Annotated in this window: 17 protein-coding genes; 12 read left to right on the top strand and 5 right to left on the bottom strand. The window is 68.7% G+C overall.

Annotated features, from left to right (window positions below):
• The 9 genes from hpaE to F9C11_RS16465 all read left to right on the top strand — a co-directional run bounded on the left by hpaE (nt 1) and on the right by F9C11_RS16465 (nt 9,465).
• Nucleotides 1–1,509: a 5-carboxymethyl-2-hydroxymuconate semialdehyde dehydrogenase gene (gene hpaE / locus F9C11_RS16505; protein WP_409185746.1), complete on the top strand. Its 1,509-nt coding sequence runs from the start codon at nt 1–3 to the stop codon at nt 1,507–1,509.
• On the top strand, nt 1,506–2,558 hold the full coding sequence (hpaD, locus tag F9C11_RS16500) for a 3,4-dihydroxyphenylacetate 2,3-dioxygenase (protein ID WP_409185745.1): 1,053 nt from the start codon (nt 1,506–1,508) through the stop codon (nt 2,556–2,558). The genes hpaE and hpaD overlap by 4 nt, the downstream gene beginning before the upstream one ends.
• Nucleotides 2,559–2,641: 83 nt before the next feature.
• A complete protein-coding gene (locus tag F9C11_RS16495) occupies nt 2,642–3,583 on the top strand; it encodes a helix-turn-helix domain-containing protein (RefSeq protein ID WP_409185744.1) in 942 nt (313 codons plus the stop codon).
• Nucleotides 3,584–3,738: 155 nt separating this feature from the next.
• Nucleotides 3,739–4,506 carry a MoaF C-terminal domain-containing protein gene (locus tag F9C11_RS16490; RefSeq protein WP_409185743.1) on the top strand — a complete coding sequence of 256 codons (768 nt, stop codon included), beginning with the start codon at nt 3,739–3,741 and terminating at the stop codon, nt 4,504–4,506.
• A gap of 11 nt (nt 4,507–4,517) precedes the next feature.
• On the top strand, nt 4,518–4,904 hold the full coding sequence (locus tag F9C11_RS16485; protein ID WP_409185742.1) for a nuclear transport factor 2 family protein: 387 nt from the start codon (nt 4,518–4,520) through the stop codon (nt 4,902–4,904).
• A 94-nt stretch (nt 4,905–4,998) separates the two neighbouring features.
• Complete coding sequence (locus tag F9C11_RS16480) at nt 4,999–6,177, top strand: ABC transporter substrate-binding protein (RefSeq protein WP_409185741.1); 1,179 nt, start codon at nt 4,999–5,001, stop codon at nt 6,175–6,177.
• A gap of 30 nt (nt 6,178–6,207) precedes the next feature.
• Nucleotides 6,208–7,068 carry an ABC transporter permease subunit gene (locus F9C11_RS16475; protein WP_409185740.1) on the top strand — a complete coding sequence of 287 codons (861 nt, stop codon included), beginning with the start codon at nt 6,208–6,210 and terminating at the stop codon, nt 7,066–7,068.
• The gene (locus tag F9C11_RS16470) at nt 7,055–8,773 is read left to right on the top strand and encodes an ABC transporter permease subunit (RefSeq protein WP_409185739.1); all 1,719 of its coding nucleotides are present in this window, start codon (nt 7,055–7,057) and stop codon (nt 8,771–8,773) included. The genes F9C11_RS16475 and F9C11_RS16470 overlap by 14 nt, the downstream gene beginning before the upstream one ends.
• Nucleotides 8,770–9,465 (top strand): ABC transporter ATP-binding protein, encoded by a 696-nt coding sequence (locus F9C11_RS16465; protein WP_409185738.1) that lies wholly within the window; start codon nt 8,770–8,772, stop codon nt 9,463–9,465. The genes F9C11_RS16470 and F9C11_RS16465 overlap by 4 nt, the downstream gene beginning before the upstream one ends.
• Before the next feature lie 46 nt (nt 9,466–9,511).
• Here the strand turns inward: F9C11_RS16465 and F9C11_RS16460 are convergent, their stop codons facing one another.
• A complete protein-coding gene (locus F9C11_RS16460; protein WP_409185737.1) occupies nt 9,512–9,841 on the bottom strand; it encodes a nuclear transport factor 2 family protein in 330 nt (109 codons plus the stop codon).
• 27 nt (nt 9,842–9,868) lie between these two features.
• On the bottom strand, nt 9,869–10,624 hold the full coding sequence (locus F9C11_RS16455) for an SDR family oxidoreductase (RefSeq protein WP_409185736.1): 756 nt from the start codon (nt 10,622–10,624) through the stop codon (nt 9,869–9,871).
• An 80-nt stretch (nt 10,625–10,704) separates the two neighbouring features.
• Between F9C11_RS16455 and F9C11_RS16450 the strand changes: the two genes are divergently transcribed.
• Nucleotides 10,705–11,382 carry a TetR/AcrR family transcriptional regulator gene (locus F9C11_RS16450; RefSeq protein ID WP_409186920.1) on the top strand — a complete coding sequence of 226 codons (678 nt, stop codon included), beginning with the start codon at nt 10,705–10,707 and terminating at the stop codon, nt 11,380–11,382.
• A gap of 115 nt (nt 11,383–11,497) precedes the next feature.
• Here F9C11_RS16450 and F9C11_RS16445 read toward each other — a convergent pair whose 3' ends face one another.
• The 3 genes from F9C11_RS16445 to F9C11_RS16435 all read right to left on the bottom strand — a co-directional run bounded on the left by F9C11_RS16445 (nt 11,498) and on the right by F9C11_RS16435 (nt 13,516).
• Nucleotides 11,498–11,911, bottom strand: coding sequence for a hypothetical protein (locus tag F9C11_RS16445; RefSeq protein ID WP_409185735.1), 414 nt, complete (start codon nt 11,909–11,911; stop codon nt 11,498–11,500).
• A gap of 75 nt (nt 11,912–11,986) precedes the next feature.
• On the bottom strand, nt 11,987–12,784 hold the full coding sequence (locus tag F9C11_RS16440) for an SDR family NAD(P)-dependent oxidoreductase (protein WP_409185734.1): 798 nt from the start codon (nt 12,782–12,784) through the stop codon (nt 11,987–11,989).
• A 15-nt stretch (nt 12,785–12,799) separates the two neighbouring features.
• A complete protein-coding gene (locus tag F9C11_RS16435) occupies nt 12,800–13,516 on the bottom strand; it encodes an SDR family NAD(P)-dependent oxidoreductase (protein ID WP_409185733.1) in 717 nt (238 codons plus the stop codon).
• A gap of 142 nt (nt 13,517–13,658) precedes the next feature.
• Here F9C11_RS16435 and F9C11_RS16430 point away from each other — a divergent pair, with 142 nt between their 5' ends.
• Complete coding sequence (locus F9C11_RS16430; RefSeq protein WP_409185732.1) at nt 13,659–15,530, top strand: primary-amine oxidase; 1,872 nt, start codon at nt 13,659–13,661, stop codon at nt 15,528–15,530.
• 23 nt (nt 15,531–15,553) lie between these two features.
• Nucleotides 15,554–16,342 (top strand): molybdenum cofactor biosynthesis F family protein, encoded by a 789-nt coding sequence (locus F9C11_RS16425; protein WP_409185731.1) that lies wholly within the window; start codon nt 15,554–15,556, stop codon nt 16,340–16,342.
• Nucleotide 16,343 lies beyond the last annotated feature (1 nt).

Genomic DNA, 16,343 nt, shown 5'->3' with positions numbered 1-16,343 from the left:
ATGACCGCGCACTACGTTCCGGACAACCTGCCGGAGCACATCCGCCACTACATCGGCGGCGCGCCGGCCGACAGCGTCTCGGGCGAGACCTTCGAGGTGCTCGACCCGGTCACCAACAAGCCGTACCTGACGGCCGCGGCGGGCAAAGCCGAGGACATCGACCTCGCCGTCGCCGCGGCGAAAGAGGCGTTCGACCACGGCCCGTGGCCGAAAATGCTGCCGCGCCAGCGCGCCCGGATCCTCAACAAGATCGCCGATCTCGTGGAGAGCCGCGACAAGCAGCTGGCCGAGCTGGAAACCTTCGACACCGGCCTGCCGATCAAGCAGGCCCTCGGCCAGGCACAGCGCGCGGCCGAGAACTTCCGGTTCTTCGCCGACCTGATCGTCGCGCAGGCCGACGACGCCTACAAGGTGCCCGGCAAGCAGGTCAACTACGTCAACCGCAAGCCGGTCGGCGTCGCCGGGCTGATCACGCCGTGGAACACGCCGTTCATGCTGGAGAGCTGGAAGCTCGCGCCGGCGCTGGCGTCCGGCTGCACCGTGGTGCTGAAGCCGGCCGAATTCACGCCGCTGTCGGCGAGCCTGTGGGCGGACATCTTCCGCGAGGCCGGCGTGCCGGACGGGGTGTTCAACCTGGTCAACGGCCTCGGCGAGGAAGCGGGCGACGCGCTGGTCAAGCACCCGGACGTCCGGCTGATCTCGTTCACCGGCGAAACCACCACCGGCGAAACGATCTTCCGCAACTGCGCGCGCGGCCTCAAGGGCATGTCGATGGAGCTGGGCGGCAAGTCCCCGGCGGTCGTGTTCGCCGACGCGGACTTCGAAGCGGCGCTGGACTCCACGCTGTTCGGCGTCTTCTCGCTCAACGGCGAACGCTGCACGGCGGGCAGCCGGATCCTGGTCGAGCGCCCGATTTACGAGGAATTCTGCGCCCGGTACGCCGAACGCGCGCGCAACATCGTGGTCGGCGACCCGCACGACCCGGCCACCGAGGTCGGCGCGCTGGTGCACCCGGAGCACTTCGACAAGGTGATGAGCTACATCGAAATCGGGAAGACGGAAGGGAAACTGCTCGCCGGCGGCGGCCGTCCGGAGGGCCTGGAGACCGGGAACTACGTGGCCCCGACGGTGTTCGCCGACGTGAAGCCGGACGCGCGGATCTTCCAGGAGGAGATCTTCGGCCCGGTCGTGGCGATCACGCCGTTCGACACCGACGAGGAAGCGCTCGAGCTGGCCAACAACGTCAAGTACGGCCTGGCCGCCTACGTCTGGACCGCCGACCTGACCCGCGCGCACACCTTCGCGCAGAACATCGAAGCCGGAATGGTCTGGCTGAACTCGCACAACGTGCGCGACCTGCGCACGCCGTTCGGCGGGGTCAAGGCGTCCGGCCTGGGCCACGAAGGCGGCTACCGCTCGATCGACTTCTACACCGAACAGCAGGCCGTGCACATCACGCTCGGCGACGTGCACACGGCGCGCTTCGGGGCCGGGAAGGACAACGCATGACCACGACCCCGCCGGACGTCATCCGCTGCGCGTACGCGGAACTGATCGTCAGCGACTTGAAGGCGTCGCGAGAGTTCTATGTGGACGTTCTCGGTCTCGTCGTGACATACGAGGACGACGAAGCGATATACCTGCGCGCGTTCGAGGAATACCTGCACCACTCGCTGATCCTGCGCAAGGGCGCGGAACCGGCGCTGGCCGTGCTTGCCTACCGCGTGCGCGGCGAGGGCGAACTCGACGTCGCCGAGGCGTACTACCGGGAACTCGGCGTCGAGGTGCGCCGCGTCCCGGCGGGCACCACGCGCGGTATCGGCGAGGCGGTGCGCGTACTGGACCCGCTCGGTTTCCCGATCGAGTTCTTCTACGAGGCCGAACACGTCGAGCGGTTCACCCAGCGCTACGACGTGCACGGCGCGGGCGCGCTTTCGCGGCTGGACCACTTCAACGTGAACACGCCGGACGTCCCGGCCGCGCGGGCGTACTACGAGGGCCTCGGCTTCCGGGTGTCAGAAGACATCCGCGACGACGAAGGCACCGTGTACGCGGCGTGGATGTTCCGCAAACCGACCGTGCACGACGTCGCGCTCACCGGCGGCGCGGGCCCGCGTCTGCACCACATCGCGTTCGCCACGCACGAGCGGCACCAGATCCTGCACATCTGCGACCACCTCGGCGCGGTGCGGAAATCGGACCAGATCGAGCGCGGCCCGGGCAGGCACGGCGTGTCGAACGCGTTCTATTTGTACGTGCGTGACCCGGACGGGCACCGGATCGAGATCTACACCCACGACTATTACACCGGCGATCCGGACAACCCGGTGATCAGCTGGGACGTGCACGACAACCAGCGCCGCGACTGGTGGGGCAATCCGGTGGTGCCGAGCTGGTACACCGAGGCCTCGCGGGTGCTCGACCTCGACGGCAAGCTCCAGCCGGTCGTCGAACGCACGGAAACGAAGGAAATGGACGTGACCATCGGCGCGGACGGGTTCTCCTACACCCGCGCCGACGGGGCCGAGCAGGGTTTCAAACTGGGCGAACAGGTCTAAGGTGCGTCCCGTCCGGGGAAGGGGCGCCAGGTCCCTTCCCCGGGCACGCAGCGGTACCGGCACTTCGACGGAGAGGTGACATGATGACGGCAATCTTGCAGACGCCGACCACGGTCGCGCAGGACTTCACGGAGTTCCGGTCCGCTGTCCTGCGGTCGTTCGTGCCGCTGCAGGTGAGCACCGAGCACCGCGACCGCTTCCACGGCAGGCTCCGCACGCACGAGGCGGGCGAGATCGCGCTGACCGAGATCACCGCGTCGCCGCACGCGGTCGAGCGCACGCCGGAACTCATCGCCCGCGCCGACCGGCCGTGCTACAAGCTGAGCGTCATGCTGGCCGGCACCGGAATCCTCACCCAGGACGGCCGCGAGGCGGTGCTGCGTCCCGGCGACGTCGCGCTGTACGACACGAACCGGCCGTATTCGCTCGTGTTCGAGGAGAATTTCCGGACGCTGGTACTGATGTTCCCGCAGCAGCAAGTTGACCTTCCACGCGACCTGGTTGGTCAGCTCACCGCGGTGCGGATGTCCGGGCGCTCCGGGGTGGGGAACGTGGTGGTGCCGTTCCTCGCGCAGCTGGGCGGGAATCTGGACGTGCTGACGAGCCCGGTGGGAGTGCGGCTGGCGCACAACGCGGTCGACCTGCTGACCACGATGCTGGCAACCGAACTCGACCTGGACCGCACGGCGGCTGACCCGCACCACGACCTGATGCGGCGGATCCGCAGTTATATCGACGCGAATCTGTCGCGGTCCGATCTCGGGCCCGCGCAGATCGCGGCGGAGCATTACATTTCCACCCGGCATCTGCACGGGTTGTTCCAGGAGCAGGGGACGACGGTGGCGGGGTGGATCCGGCAGCGTCGGCTGGAGCATTGCCGCCGGGATCTGCGGGATCCGTTGCTGGCGGCCCGCCCGGTGGCGGCAATCGCGGCGCGGTGGGGATTTGTCGACGCGGCGCACTTTTCCCGGGTTTTCCGGGCCGCGTTCGGCCAGTCGCCCAGCGAGCTGCGCGCCCGCGGCTGACCGCCTCCCCACCACGCACGGCGCTCCCGCTCGCCCGGGGGCGCCGCTTGTCGTTTCCGGCCCGAACCCGCTGGTATTGACCGCGAGCGTCCGGCAGTTGCCCGCCAGCGCATGAACGTTCGCTCCCGGGGCGGGGCGCGGCGAGCATGATGGGCATGTCCGACCCTTCCCCTGACGAATGGCGCACCTACGACGAGTTCGCCGCCGGGATCGACACCTACCGGCTGCCCAACGCGGACCTCACCGGGCGGCAGCTCACCGTCACCCAGGATGACGGTACGAAGCTCGAACTGCGGTTTCTCGACAGCGAACGGCTTACCTGCAACGGCGTCGAAGACCCGTACGACGCGGTCGCCGTGCGTCCCGACGTCTTCTTCGTGAACCTGCCGCTGACGAGCGTCGAGGGCGAATCCCTCACGATCGTCTACTCGACCACCACGCACCGCGCGCTGACCGTGCGGTCGGTGATCGGCGACGAGGACGTCGAAGGCACGCCGCGGGTTTCGCAGACCTTCCACGCCGGCACCACCGACGGCGGCGAGCCGACCGGCGACGTGCCCGGTCCGTCGCGGGACCTCATCGGCAAGCGCAACGTCTACCGCTACAGCCCGAACCACCTGTACGAGCACGTTTACCTCTCCTCCGAACGGTACTGCTGGCAGTGCGTCGAGGGCGTGCAACGCGGACACGGCGACGTTGATATGTCAACCGTCTGGAAGTTCGCCGACGGCCTGTACCTGTTCTGCTTCCGGGAGTTCCGGATCGCGGTGGCCAGCGTGTGGCTGCACGACCTCGGCTACGACCTGCGCACCACCGGCGTTTTCCTCGGCATCACCGGCGACGGCCGGTCCGAGCATTCCCGCGCGGGCGGGCACATCTACCCGCTCGGCTCGATCAGCTACCCCGACGTCCAGCCTGTCTAAGGAGATTCCCCGTGTCCAATATGGACGTGATCACCGCGCACTACGAGGCCAGCGACCGCGGCGACCTCGACGGCATGCTCGCCCCGATCGGCCCCGAGACCACCTGGACCGAGGCCGCCGGATTCCCCTACGCGGGCACCTACACCGGCCCGGACGAGGTGCGGCGCAACGTCTTCGAGGCGATCGCCCGCGACTGGGACGGCTACAAGTTCACGCTGTCCGCGCTGCTGGACGCCGGCGATTCGATCGTCGGGCTCGGCACCTACACCGGCACGAACCGCAAGTCCGGCAAGGCGTTCACCGCGCGCGTGGCGCACGTGTGGAAGTTCGACGGCGGCAAGGTCGCGAGCTTCGAGCAGATCGTCGATTCCGCCCCGGTCGCCGCGGCGACCGACTGAGCCTCCCGCGAACGGCGGTGCCGGCCCTTCCTCCGGCACCGCCCCCGTTCTCCCTCCCCTCCCCTCTGGTCACTGTGGACCGGAAAGCCGAGCCATGATGAGAAAGTTCCTGCCCGCGCTCGCCTCGGCCGTGCTGGTCACGCTGGTCGCGGCGGGCTGCGCGGGCACCGCCGACCCGAACGGCCCGATCGTGGTCGGCTCGGTCAACGCGCTGAGCGGACCCGCCACCTTCCCGGAATCCTCCCAGGCCGCCAAGGCCGTCTTCGACGCGGCGAACGCGGCGGGCGGCGTGCACGGGCGCAAGATCGAATACCACGCCATCGACGACAAGGGCGACCCCGCCGCCGCGGCGGCCGCGGCCCGCGAAATCGTGGGCGGCGACCAGGCGGTCGCGCTGGTCGGTTCGTCCAGCCTCATCGAATGCCAGATCAACGCCAAGTACTACCAGCAGGAAAAAGTCCTGTCCATCTCCGGCATCGGCGTCGACCCGTCGTGCTTCACCAGCCCGAACATCGGCCCGGCCAACGTCGGGCCGTTCCACGACATGACGCTGACCCTGCTGTACGGCTCCGAAGTGCTGCACCTGCAGGATATGTGCGCGCTGCTGGAAATCGCCGGGAACACGCTGCCATACTACCGCGCGGCCATCGACGAATGGTCGAAAATCACCGGCAAGAAGCTGAAGTACGTCGACGCGACCGTGCCGTACAACGGTTCCGACTACACGCCCTACATCGTCAAAGCCCGCGCGGCCGGGTGCAAAGCCGTGACGGTCAACCCGGTCGAACCGGACTCGATCGGGCAGCTGAAGGCCGCGCAGGCACAAGGTTGGAAAGACGTGACCTGGCTGCTGCTCACGAGCGTCTACAGTGAACAGTACGCGAAGGCGGTTTCCGAAGCGGGCAAGGGCGTTTACGTTCCCGCCGAGTTCTACCCGTTCACCGACCCGTCGAGCCCGCGCACCAAGGAGTGGCGGGACCTCATGACGCGCAACAACATTCCGCTGACCTCGTTCAGCCAGGGCGGTTACCTCGCGGCGAAGTACTTCCTGCAGGTGCTGAACGGCATGCCGGGCGAAATCACGCGGGAAACGGTGACCAAGGCGCTGCGCGAGATGAAGCCGATCTCCGACCCGATGGTCGGCACACCGTACGTGTTCGGCCCCGGGCAGGCGCACCACGACAACATCGCGGGCTGGCCGGTCAAGCTCGCGACGGGCACGAACCGGTGGCAGATCGCCGGTACCGACTGGCTGCGGATCCCGCGGCGCTAGCCCGATCCATTCTGGACAGAGGAGACTGCAATGGTGCAGGGAGCGCTGGCCGGGCTGGCCGCCGGCGGGCTTTACGCGGTGCTGGCGGTGTGCCTGACCCTGATGTCGCGGCTGGTCCGGGTCGTCAACTTCGCCCAGGCGGCCACCGGCATGTTCGGCAGTTACGTCGGGGTGGCGCTGTCCGTCCACGGCGGACTGCCGGAGTGGCTGGCAGTGGTGCTCGGCGTGCTGCTGGGCGGTTTGCTGAGCGTGCTGATCGGCTGGGTCGTCTCGACCTGGCTGGCCGAAGCAGGCACCGGCACCCGCTCGGCGGTCACGGTCGCGGTGCTGCTGCTGTTGATCTCGTTGTCGTTCATCCTGTTCGGCAACAAACCGCAGCCGTTCCAGGCGCTGCTGGCCGGTCCGGCCTTCACCGTCGGCGGCGTGGTGGTCAGCCAGGTGACGGTCGTGACCGTCGCGCTGGCAGTGGCGATCGCCTTCGCCGCACGGCTGATCCTGACAAAGACGCCCGTTGGCATCTCACTGCGCGCGTTGTCGGAACGCCCGACGACCGCTGAACTGCTGGGCATCCCGGCGAAACGGCTCAGTGCCGCCGTGTGGGGCGCCACCGGGCTGATCAGCACCGTCATCATCGTGATCGTCGCCCCGTCCCAGTCGAACGACGCCACCTCGCTGGCCATGCTGGTCGTGCCCGCCGCCGCGGCGGCGCTGCTCGGCGGGTTCCGCCGGCTGGACCTCGCCGTCGTCGGCGGGCTCGTCCTCGGCATGCTGCAGGGCGCGCTCGCGCAGGTCGACCAGCTTTCGGTAGTGCGGAATTTCGTCCCGTTCCTGGCCATCGTCGGCCTGCTCGTGTGGTCTCAGCGCAAGGAGGTGTGGGATGCAGCTCGCTGACCGGGCCGCGGGGTCCCGCTTCGGAACCCCACTGGTCGTCGCGGTGGTCGCGGTGCTGGCCGGAATCGGCCTGACCGTCGGCCTCAACGGCTACTTCGCCTACCTCGGCGTGAGCGTCGTAGTGGCTGCCATCGCGCTGCTCGGGCTGGGGGTGGTCACCGGCAGCGCGGGCATGATCTCGTTGTGCCAGTTGACCTTCGGCGCGATCGGCGCGTGGGTCGTGTCCGCGCTGAACGTCGCGCACGCCCCCGGCGGCTTCCTTTTCTGGCTGCTGCTGGGCGGTCTCGCGGCGGGCGTGGTCGGTGTCCTCATCGGACTCCCCGCGCTGCGGCTGCGCGGCATCAACCTGGCGGTGGTGACGCTCGGCCTCGCCGCGGCCGCCGACGTCACCCTGGTGGAAATCCAGTTCCCCGGCACCACCGAAGGCGTTTCGGTGGACCGCCCGTCCTTGGTCGCCGACGACAACGCGTACTTCCTGTTGTGCGTCATCGTTCTGATCATCTGCGCCTTGCTCGTGCACTTCCTCCGGCGTGGTCCGTGGGGTAGCAGCTGGGCCGCGGTGGCGTTCTCCGAACGCGGCACTGCCGCGGCAGGGGCGAGCGTCCGCACGGCCAAGCTCTCCGCCTTCGCGGTCAGCGCCACTCTCGGCGGCATCAGCGGCGGTCTGCTTACCGCGCAGGTCGGGTTCGCCTTCCCGACCAGCTTCGCCCCGCTGCAGTCGCTGGCGTTGTACGTGCTCGCGATCATGTCCGGCGCGCACCTGATTGATATGGCAGTGTTCGGCGCGGTCCTGTGGGTCGCGGTACCGGAGCTGCTGAAGCGATGGGGCGTGCCGCAGGACTGGGGTTACGTGATCTTCGGCCTGCTGGGCATCCAAGCGCTGGCCGGACGCGGCAACCTGGGCACCGCGATCCGCGAACTGCGGCGTCGTCGTTCGAGGGCCAGCGCCGGGGTCCAGATCACCGCGCTGGACGAGGAACCTCCGCGCCTGCCGCCTGGCGAACCGGTGCTGGTGGTCCGCGGGCTGAGCGTCACCTTCGGCCAGGTCAAGGCACTGTCCGGAGTGGACTTGGCGGTTCCGAAGGGCGGAGTCCTCGGCGTCATCGGGCCGAACGGCGCGGGAAAGTCCACTTTGGTCGACGCGATCAGCGGTTTCCTGCCCCAGGCCGAAGGAACCGTCGTACTGGCCGACCGTCCGCTCACCGGCAATCCGACGCAACGAGCCCGTTCCGGTCTGCGCCGGACGTTCCAGCAGGACCGAGTCCCGGCAGGACTGACCATCGAGGCGTACGTCCGTTTCGTAGCCCGCCGTCGCCCGCCTGCCGCCGAAGTCGCCGCCGCACTGGAGTTCTTCGGCTGCCCGCCGGCGGCAACGCCGCTGGACCGGGTCGACGTGGGCGCGCGCCGGCTGGTCGAAGTCGTCGGCCACCTGATGGCCAAGCCGAAGGTGCTGCTGCTCGACGAACCGGCGGCCGGTCTCCCGCACGAGGAACACGTCGCCTTCGGTGAACGCCTGCGCCAGGTGCCGGCCAGATTCGGCGTTTCGGTGCTGATCATCGAACACGACCTGGACCTGGTCCGGTCGGTCTGCGACACCCTGACCGTGCTCGACTTCGGCGAGGTGCTGGCGAGCGGCCCGCAGGCGGAGGTGCTGGCGGACCCAGCGGTTCTGAAGGCCTACCTCGGCGAAACGGAGATGCTGTGAGCACGCTGCGAATCGAGAACCTGACCGTAACACGCGGTGCGGGCCCGGTTATCGCCAACGTCGGCCTGACCCTGGAACCAGGCAAGATCACCGCGCTGGTCGGCCCCAACGGCGCGGGCAAGACCAGCCTGCTGGAAGCGCTGTCCGGAGTGATTCCCGCGTCGGCCGGTTCGATCCACATCGGACATACCGACGTGACGAAACACTCGCGAGTGGCCAGAGCGCGGCTCGGACTGGCACACGTCGAGCAAGGCCGGGCGGTCTTCCCCAGCCTGACCGTCCTGGAAAACCTGCGTCTGACCGCCAAAACTCCCGCCGGAATAGAAGAAGTCCTCGCCCTCTTCCCGGAATTGGAGAAACGCAAGAACTCCCCCGCCGCACTGCTGTCCGGCGGCGAGCAGCAAATGGTGGTGCTGGGCCGGGCTTTCGCGGCGAAACCCCAATTCCTGCTCATCGACGAGATGTCGCTGGGCCTGGCTCCCGCCGTCTTCACCCGGCTTCTCCCGGCGGTGACCGAATTCGCCGACGCGGGCGCGGCGATCCTGCTGGTGGAACAGTTCACCCACCTGGCGCTGAAAGTCGCGCAGGAAGCCCTGGTCGTCTCCTCCGGCAAGGTCACCTACGCCGGCGAGGCGCAGCCTCTGCTGGACGACCCGGACACCTTGCACCAGGCGTATTTGGGCACCAACTGACCCGGGGTGCGGGCGTTCCGCGGTGGGACGCCCGCACCCCGGCCGGTCAGCCTTCCCGGATCGTCATCTTGGCGATCCGATCGCCCTCGACGGCGAACACGAACTTCGACCGGCCGTTGGCGTGGTTGCTCCGCCAGTCGCCGACCACGGTGATCTCGTCGCCGGAAACCGCGACCTCTTCCGGGGTCAGCACGCCGCGCGAGCCGATGAACTCGACGTCGCTCCACCCCTTGATCGCCGCGCGTCCGGCGAATGAGCGGCCCCAGTCGTCCACGACGCCGTTTTCGGTGAACGCGTCCAGGAACGCGGCGTCGTCGTGCCGGTTCACCGCGTTGACGAACGACGCCACCGGTTCCGGAATCTCCACTTCGGACATTGCGCTTCCCTTGCTGTCGCGGCGAAATCAGCGGGTAGTGTAGCCGCCGTTGGCGAAAATCGTCTGCCCGGTGATCCACCAGCCGGACGTCGCCAGGAACGTCACGATCGGCGCGATGTCCTCGATTTTCGTCAGCTGCCCGCCCATTGCCTGCGACTTGTGGAATTCCACCCGTTCCGGGGTTTCCTGGCCGTAGAAGAACGGCGTGTCCATCGGGCCGGGCCCCACCGCGGTGACCGAAATCCCGCGCGGCGCGAATTCCTTGGCCGCGGCACGGGTGAAGTGCTCGACCGGGCTCTTGCCGCCCGCGTAGGTCGAGTAGCCGTCGGTGAACGCGGCGAGCAGGCTGGTCACGATCGTGATGATCTTGCCGCCGTCGGCGACGTTCTTGCCCGCTTCCTTGATGAAGAAATACGCCGCCTTCGAGTTGATGTCGAACATCGAGTCGTACTCGTCCTCGGTGGTCTCGGTGATCGGCTTGCGCAGCACCTTGCCCACCGTGTTCACGGCGACGTCGATCTTTCCCAGCGCCGCTTCGGCGTCCGCGAACAGCTTCTCGACGTTCGCCGGGACGGTCAGGTCGCCGGTGAGGACAACGCCCTTGCCGCCCGCCGCCTCGACCGCGGCGAGAGTCTCCTCCGCCTGCGGCCGGGTCGACTCGGAGTTGTAGTGGATCGCCACGTTCGCGCCGGCCTGCGCCGCCTGCCTGCTGACGAGGCCGCCCAGGTTCTTCGCCCCGGCGGCGACCAGGACGTTCTTGCCCTTGAGGGTGTGGTCGGTCATGCGGAACTCCTCCATCTCTTTATCGCTGATATGCATCACTATATCACTGGAACAGTAGCTACTATAGCGATGTGACACAGATGGCGAACGCGGATACCCGGACCCGGCTTCTGGACGCCGCCGCCGAGCAGGTCGCCGCGACGCCGGGCGAGGACATCTCGCTGCGCGCGATCTGCGCACAGGCCGGGGTGAAGATGCCGACGCTGTACCACTTCTTCGGCAGCAAGAAGGGCCTGCTGGACGCGGTCGTCGAGCGCGGTTTCGACCTGTACCTGGCGGAAAAAGGCGCGCGCGAACCGTCCGGCGACCCGATCCAGGACCTGCGCGACGGCTGGGACGCGCACGTCGCCTTCGGGATCGCGAACCCCGGCTTCTACACGCTCATGTACGGCCAGGTCCACCCCGGCCACGCGCCCGAGGCGCAAGAACGGCCCAGCGCGATGCTGCGCGCCCTGACCCAAGCCGCCGCCGACCAGGGCCGCCTGACGGTCCCGCCGGACCAGGCGGCCGCGCACATCCTCGTGGCGAACATCGGCGTCACGCTGCGCCAGATCATCCTCGCCGAGGAGGACCGCGCACTGTCGGTGGCGGTCCGGGAGGGCGCGATCGCCGCGATCACCGGCACTTCGGCGGCCGGTGATCGGCACGCTGAGATCCACCGGGTGCTGGAACACGCGGCGGCGCACCCGGAAGTCTTGGGGGCCGCGGAAACGCAGCTGCTCACCAAGTGGCTGCGAACGCTGGCGGAATCAAGCTGACATACCTGTCGATGCCGCGTCGGATCTCAAGCACAGACCCGTCAGAAGTTCTCGCATAACCGGCGGGTGCGAAGAATTCCGTCTCGACCGGACCTCGGCTTGCGCCGTCACGTCGTCACGTCGGCCGACCGGCGGATCCGGGGCGTCCGCTCGCCTCGCGGAGGACTTCGGCGGCGGCGTTGCGCACGTCGTCCAGGACCCCGGTGGCCCACTGCCGGGTGTCGGCGTCCTTGCACTCGCTGTCCACCACGCCGGTGAGAACGGTCGCGGCCCGGGCCATCGCGGCGGCGAGCGTGCCCGCGGCGTCGGCTACCTTCTCGACCCAGTCGTCCCCGTATGCGTCGGACACGACCGCCACCGGCACCTGTTCGACGTGGTAGAACGTCCGGCTGGCGTCGCGGGCCGCGGCCAGGATGGCGAACACCCGGTCGGCGAGCGCCTCGCGGGCGCGCGCGACCGGGTGCTGCGGATACGTCATGGCCTCGCGGCCGAGCAGAACTTCGACTTCCCGGGCGATCGCGACGGCCAAGCCCCGCGAACCGCTGGTTGGCCGTCGCGGTCTTCGCCGCCCAGTCCCCCTCGAACGTCACCCGGCCAGTAGGAACTACATCCCGGCGCGCTCAAAGGCCAACGTGGGCAAGTCGACCGCGTGCGCCCCGCCGTCGGCGACCAACACCGCACCGGTGACATACGAGGACTCGGACGAGCCCAGGAAGCGCACGATGGACGCGATTTCCTCCGGCTCGGCAGGACGGCGCAACGGCACCTCGGCGGTCACCCGCCGGTATCCCTCGTCATGTCCGCCGTCGAACCCGGCCGCCTCGGCGAACTGCTCCATCTCCCCGTCCGCCATCGGCGTCCGCACCCACCCCGGGCACACCGCGTTCGCCCGGACGCCGCGCGGCCCGTAATCCCGCGCGATGGAACGAGTCAGCCCGATCAACGCGTGCTTGGCCACCGTGTACCCCGCGACATTGGGTCCGGCGAACAACCCGGCCAGCGAAGAAACAATGACGACCTGCCCGCCGCTCTCCACGAGAGAAGGCAACGCGGCCCGGCAGAACACGAACGCACTGGACAAATTGGACCGGAGCGCGATCTCCCATTCCTCGTCCCCGGTGTCCACCACCGAAGAAAGCCCGTGCCCGCCGGCATTGGCCACGATCACGTCCAGCCGGCCGAACTTCTCGAGCACCTCCGCGATCGCCGCCTCCGCGTCCTCCCGGACGCTGGCGTCGCAAGCGATCACGTGCGCGCCGGTCTCCGCCGCGACCTTCTCCAGCGGCTCCCGCCGCCGCCCCAGAACCACGACCTGCGCACCTTCGCCGGCGTACCGCCGAGCAACCGCAGCCCCAATGCCCGTCCCTCCGCCGGTAATCGCCACGATCCGCGTGTCTGCCATCGTCATTTCTCCCTTTCAAGCAGGAAACCCAGACCGAGCCGAAAAGCCGAAGTCGGCGAGCAAGGCCTGGCCGTTCACCGTCCGCGCCCGCGCGGAAGCCAAATACAAAACCTGCTGGGCGACGTCGTCGGCCGCTTGCACCGGAAAACCCGGTTCGTCCAGCAGATCCCCCAAATCCCCGCGCGCCATCGGCGTATCGACCACCGACGGGCATACGCAATTGACCCGGACCCCGGCGAATTCGACCGACAGCGCCCGCGTCAGCGACACCACCGCGCCCTTCGACGCGCAGTAGGGCACCATCCCCGGCGCGCACACGAAGGCCGAATCGCTGGCCAGGAAGACGATCGAACTCCCGTCTCCCAGCCACGGCCGCGCGTGCTTCGCGACCAGGAACTGCCCCAGCACGTTCACCGACATGACCTCGGTGAAGTCCTCGGCGCTGGTCTCGGTGAGCGGCCGCCCGACCGGCCCTGATATCCCAGCGCAGCCGACTACCACGTCAATCCCGCCGAACTGGTCCGCCACGAGCCGGACCGCCGCGGCGACCTGCCCCTCGTCGGTGAGGTCCGCCCGCGCCGCGACGACGTCCCCGGCCAGCGACGGCGGCCGCGCCCGGTCGACCACGCCGACCCGCGCACCCTCCTCCAGGAACGCCCGCGCGCAGGCCAGCCCGATCCCGGACGCGGCGCCGGTGATCAGCACGGCCTTGCCGGAAAGGTCGAGTCGCATTCCGCAATCCTGCAGCAACGGCGCAGCCGGGGATTGGCAACGAGTGCATCCTTGTTGTCAGCGGCCGCACGACCCCCGGAGCGTGGCTACCGCTACCCCCGGGCCACCGCGAACACTGCGGCGAGGAGCGCGAAGGGACACCATGAGCAACGCACACCCGCACCCGCTTGACCCGCTGACCGCCGAGGAGCTGACCGCCGGCCGGGCCGTGCTGGAGGCACGGGGGCTGATCACCGAGACGACCCGGTTTCCGCAGGTCCTCCCGGTGGAGCCGGACAAGGCCGCCGTGCTGGCCGGCGCCGAGACCGACCGCCGGATCCAGTTCACCCTGCTCGATACCGCGACCGGCGAATCGGCCGACGCGGTCGTCTCGGTGACCGCCGGGGAGCTGGTCAGCCACGAGAAATGCGGCGAGGGCCAGCCGCCGTACCTCTTCGAGGAGTACGACCTGGCCGAGGCCATCACGAAGGCCTCCCCGGAGTGGCAGGCGGCCATGCGCCGCCGCGGCCTCGGCGACCGCATCGAGCACGCGTTCTGCGCGCCGCTCGCCCCCGGTTACTTCGGCCGCGAGGACGAGACCGGCCGGGTCATCCGTTCGCTCACCTTCCTGCGCGAGGACAGCACCGACAGCCCCTGGGCGCATCCGGTCGAGGGCCTGGTCGCGCACCTCAACCTCACCGAACAGCGCGTCCTCCGCGTGGAGGACGAGGGCGACACCCCGGTCCCGGCGGACTCCGGCCGCTACGGCCACCACCCCGCGCGGACCACGCTCAAGCCGATCGAGATCACCCAGCCGGAAGGCCCGAGCTTCCAGGTCGACGGTTCGCTGGTGACCTGGGAGGGCTGGCAGCTGCGCGTCGGGTTCAACGCGCGCGAGGGCCTGACCCTGCACCAGCTGACCTTCCAGGACCGCTCGGTGCTGTATCGGGCGTCGGTGCCTGAGATGGTTGTTCCCTACGGTGATATCTCAATCGGCCGGTTCTGGATCAGCTACTTCGACGCCGGGGAATACCTGCTCGGCAAGAACGGCAACAGCCTGCGGCTGGGCTGCGACTGCCTCGGCGTGATCCACTACTTCGACGCCTTCCTCGCCGACGACCACGGCCAGCCGGTGCGCGTGCCGAACGCGATCTGCATGCACGAGGAGGACTACGGGATCCTCTGGAAGCACACCGATCTCGACGGCAATGCCGAGGTCCGCCGTTCGCGCCGGCTGGTGCTCTCGTCGATCTCCACCATCGGCAACTACGACTACGGCTTCTTCTGGTATCTCTACCTCGACGGCACCATCGAATGCGAAGCCAAGGCGACCGGCATCGTGTTCTCCGGCGCGGGCGAGCCCGGATCCGCACAGCCGCACGCGTCCGAGATCGCACCCGGCCTGTTCGCGCCGGTGCACCAGCACCTGTTCTGCGCCCGGCTCGACTTCGCCGTCGACGGGCAGCGCAACTCGGTATACGAGGTGGACGCCGTTGGCATCCCAGTCGGCCCCGAGAACCCGTATGGCAACGCCTTCACCTGGAAGGCCACGGAACTGCGCACCGAACAGGAAGCGAAACGGCACGCGAACCCAGCGACCGCGCGGGTGTGGGAGGTCCGCAGCACCGAGCACACCAACCGGCTCGGCGCGCCGACCGCCTACCAGCTCGTGCCGCGGCCGTCGGCAACCCTGATGGCGCAACCGGAATCGACGGTGTACCAGCGCGCGACCTTCGCCACGAACCACCTGTGGGTCACGCCGTACGCGCCCGACGAACGCTTCCCCGCGGGCGACCGCCCCAACGCGCACCCGGGCGGAGCCGGGCTGCCCGCGTGGACGGCGGCCGACCGCTCCGTCAGCGACACCGACATCGTGCTGTGGCACGTCTTCGGCCCGACGCACATCCCACGTCCGGAGGACTGGCCGGTGATGCCGGTCGACTACTCCGGATTCATGATGCGCCCCTACGGGTTCTGCGACCGGAACCCGGCACTCGACCTGCCCTCGGCCGCCCACGGCCACTGTGCCCACTGATGACGAACCCTGAGGAAGGCTCCATGCCCGCGACCAATCTGTCCGACACCTCCACCTGGCTCCCGCTCGACGGTCTCGCCCCCGGCTTCGACGCCAACAAAGCGGCCACTGTGGACGATCTCGACAACCAGTCGTTCACACTGGACTGTGCCGACGGCGGCACGTTCTCGATCAGCTTCTCCGGCGGCCGCGCCTCGTGGAATGAGGACGGCAGCACCGGCGAGACCGCTTCCGAGACGTTCCTCGTCGACGCCGGACTGTTCTACGTGCAGTTCCACCCCGGCGCGGAAACCTCGTACAGCCTGCTGCTGGACGTGCGCCAGGGCCGGGCGCTGGTCGTCACGAGCACGATCGGCGACGGACTTCCCCGGGTGACGCAACGATTCCGTCCCGCGACCATCCAGGGCCGCGAGGCGCACGGCGAGGAAATCGCGCCGAGCACGGCGTTGATCGGCCGCCGCGTGCAGTGGGTCTACAGCGAAGAGCACGCCTACGAGCACGTTTACCTGACCCCACACTGGTACAGCTGGCAGTGCCTGTCCGGTCCGGAGCGCGGCCTCGCCGACACCGACGAGAACTCCGTCTACCAGATCCGGCCCGGGATCTACGTCTTCACCTGGCGCGAGAAGGTCATCCCGTGCGCGTCGGTGACCGTGGCCGACCACCGGAACGTGCGGGAGCTGCGGTCGCACGGTTCGCTGTTCGGGCTCGCCGAGGACGGCAAGACGCCGACGCACTTCACCTTCGGCGCGTACGGCAGGCTGCTCAGCAACACCGTTTACTCGCCGGACTACGACCCCGCTGGACAGTGAC

This window comes from Amycolatopsis sp. VS8301801F10 (assembly GCF_046195355.1).
Taxonomy (GTDB): Bacteria; Actinomycetota; Actinomycetes; order Mycobacteriales; family Pseudonocardiaceae; genus Amycolatopsis.
The sequence above is the reverse complement of the archived record's forward strand: the minus strand, read 5'-3'. Positions and strand labels throughout refer to the sequence as shown.

Coding starts and splice junctions, on each gene's coding strand:
- hpaE (WP_409185746.1), top strand. CDS start 1: ATGACCGCGCACTACGTTCCGGACAACCTGCCGGAGCACATCCGCCAC.
- F9C11_RS16425 (WP_409185731.1), top strand. CDS start 15,554: ATGCCCGCGACCAATCTGTCCGACACCTCCACCTGGCTCCCGCTCGAC.
- F9C11_RS16480 (WP_409185741.1), top strand. CDS start 4,999: ATGATGAGAAAGTTCCTGCCCGCGCTCGCCTCGGCCGTGCTGGTCACG.
- hpaD (WP_409185745.1), top strand. CDS start 1,506: ATGACCACGACCCCGCCGGACGTCATCCGCTGCGCGTACGCGGAACTG.
- F9C11_RS16450 (WP_409186920.1), top strand. CDS start 10,705: ATGGCGAACGCGGATACCCGGACCCGGCTTCTGGACGCCGCCGCCGAG.
- F9C11_RS16440 (WP_409185734.1), bottom strand. CDS start 12,784: ATGGCAGACACGCGGATCGTGGCGATTACCGGCGGAGGGACGGGCATT.
- F9C11_RS16455 (WP_409185736.1), bottom strand. CDS start 10,624: ATGACCGACCACACCCTCAAGGGCAAGAACGTCCTGGTCGCCGCCGGG.
- F9C11_RS16430 (WP_409185732.1), top strand. CDS start 13,659: ATGAGCAACGCACACCCGCACCCGCTTGACCCGCTGACCGCCGAGGAG.
- F9C11_RS16495 (WP_409185744.1), top strand. CDS start 2,642: ATGACGGCAATCTTGCAGACGCCGACCACGGTCGCGCAGGACTTCACG.
- F9C11_RS16475 (WP_409185740.1), top strand. CDS start 6,208: ATGGTGCAGGGAGCGCTGGCCGGGCTGGCCGCCGGCGGGCTTTACGCG.
- F9C11_RS16460 (WP_409185737.1), bottom strand. CDS start 9,841: ATGTCCGAAGTGGAGATTCCGGAACCGGTGGCGTCGTTCGTCAACGCG.
- F9C11_RS16435 (WP_409185733.1), bottom strand. CDS start 13,516: ATGCGACTCGACCTTTCCGGCAAGGCCGTGCTGATCACCGGCGCCGCG.
- F9C11_RS16490 (WP_409185743.1), top strand. CDS start 3,739: ATGTCCGACCCTTCCCCTGACGAATGGCGCACCTACGACGAGTTCGCC.
- F9C11_RS16470 (WP_409185739.1), top strand. CDS start 7,055: ATGCAGCTCGCTGACCGGGCCGCGGGGTCCCGCTTCGGAACCCCACTG.